Source organism: Neobacillus cucumis (assembly GCF_002860255.1).
GTDB classification, from domain to species: Bacteria; Bacillota; Bacilli; order Bacillales; family Cytobacillaceae; genus Neobacillus; species Neobacillus cucumis_A.
The window spans coordinates 1-1,693 of the sequence record NZ_PGVE01000016.1 but is presented as its reverse complement, the minus strand read 5'-3'; the positions used below and the strand labels follow the sequence as shown (position 1 = coordinate 1,693).

The following is a 1,693-nucleotide window of genomic DNA, read 5'->3' as shown; positions in this document are numbered from 1 at the left end:
ATATTCTACCGTTACTTGTGTTTTTCCGTCAGGACGTAAATAGGATATAAGTTCTTCTTTACGCGCTTGTGCCAGGCGTTGTGCCAATTTATGAGACAGGCTGATTGGCAGAGGCATTAATTCTGGCGTTTCATTACATGCATATCCAAACATTAGGCCTTGGTCTCCTGCACCGATTGCCTCTAATTCTTCATCTGACATAGAGCCTTCGCGTGCTTCGAGTGCCACATTGACACTTGCAGCGATTTCGGGTGATTGCTCATCAATGGAAGTAAGTACAGCGGACGTTTCGTAATCGAAGCCGTATTTCGCACGAACATACCCAATTTCTTTAACAGTGTCGCGAACGACTTTTGGAATATCCACATACGTTGTCGTAGTGATTTCTCCCATTACTAATACGAGTCCAGTCGTTATACTCGTTTCACATGCCACACGCGCATTTGGATCTTCCGTTAGGATCGCATCTAAAATTGCGTCTGAAATTTGGTCGCACATCTTGTCAGGATGGCCTTCTGTAACTGATTCTGATGTAAACAGTCGACGGTTTGTCATGTTGTTTCCCCCTATATTAAGCATCATGATACGGTACTCTCATAAGTCCCTGGTAAAGTTCCACGCCTAGACGTCAAGCATATACCATAAGGATTCAGGGCTAGACAATATAAAAAGCCCTCTACTCATATTCAATCCATGAGTAAAAGGCAAAATTTCACGCGCAGCACCTTTCACTCTTATCGTCCAAGGAATTAAACCTTGCTTCAGGTTTGGCACCTTCGCGTTAGACTTGCGTCTATTGCAGGTTGCCGGGTTTCACAGGGCCTGTACCCTCCACCAACTCGGGATAAGAGTATCCGTTCATGTCACATCGTATTAAAAAGTTTGGATTTTGTCAAATTATTTCTTCAAAATCACTTGAGTTTTGAATTAGTATAGATTATTATTCTTAATGTGTTATACTATTTACGAATTAGGATATTCTCATCTAAATAAAAATAAAACGACTACGCAAAGGACGGTATGTAAACATGATATCTGCAAAAATTGATGATAGTTTAAAAAGTCTTCTTAGTGGAAGCAACGTGACGATCCAAGCGTCTGTGGCGGAATTAACGGAAAAAGCAGTAGCAAGAGGCGAAGCTAAACTTTCTGCCGACGGTGCGATCACTGCACGTACAGGTAAATATACAGGACGCTCACCTAAGGACAAATTCATCGTTGAAGATGCAGTGTCTAAGGATAAAGTAGATTGGGGTAGCACGAACAGTCCGATTTCAGAAGAGATCTTTGATTCATTATACACGAAAGTCATTGATCATTTGAAGATAAAAGATGAACTCTTTGTATTTAAAGGGTTTGCAGGAGCAGATAAAGACTCTCAATTGTCTATCCAAGTAATTAATGAATTAGCTTGGCAAAATCTGTTTGTTCACCAATTATTCATCCGTCCAACCGAAGAAGAATTAAAAGCACACGAATCGCAATTCACAATTTTGGCTGCCCCTTCATTCAAAGCGGATCCAAAAGTGGATGGCACAAACTCTGAAACGTTCATCATTGTGTCGCTTGAAAAGCGCATCGTCTTGATTGGTGGAACAGAGTACGCTGGAGAAATGAAAAAATCTATTTTCTCTGTTATGAACTTCTTGCTACCTGAACAAGGTATTCTTTCTATGCACTGTTCAGCAAACGT

General features: G+C 40.9%; 2 protein-coding genes and 1 riboswitch. Of the genes, one reads left to right on the top strand and one right to left on the bottom strand.

Annotated elements, in window-relative coordinates:
• Nucleotides 1-555 (bottom strand): S-adenosylmethionine synthetase N-terminal domain-containing protein (locus CVD27_RS02665; RefSeq protein WP_308301723.1); only part of this gene is annotated, 555 nt, incomplete at its 3' end.
• A 176-nt stretch (nt 556-731) separates the two neighbouring features.
• Nucleotides 732-851: riboswitch (SAM riboswitch) on the bottom strand.
• Between the two features lie 177 nt (nt 852-1,028).
• Here CVD27_RS02665 and CVD27_RS02660 point away from each other — a divergent pair.
• Nucleotides 1,029-1,693, top strand: a 665-nt coding sequence (locus tag CVD27_RS02660; RefSeq protein ID WP_142384067.1) for a phosphoenolpyruvate carboxykinase (ATP), incomplete at its 3' end; no start/stop codon positions are given.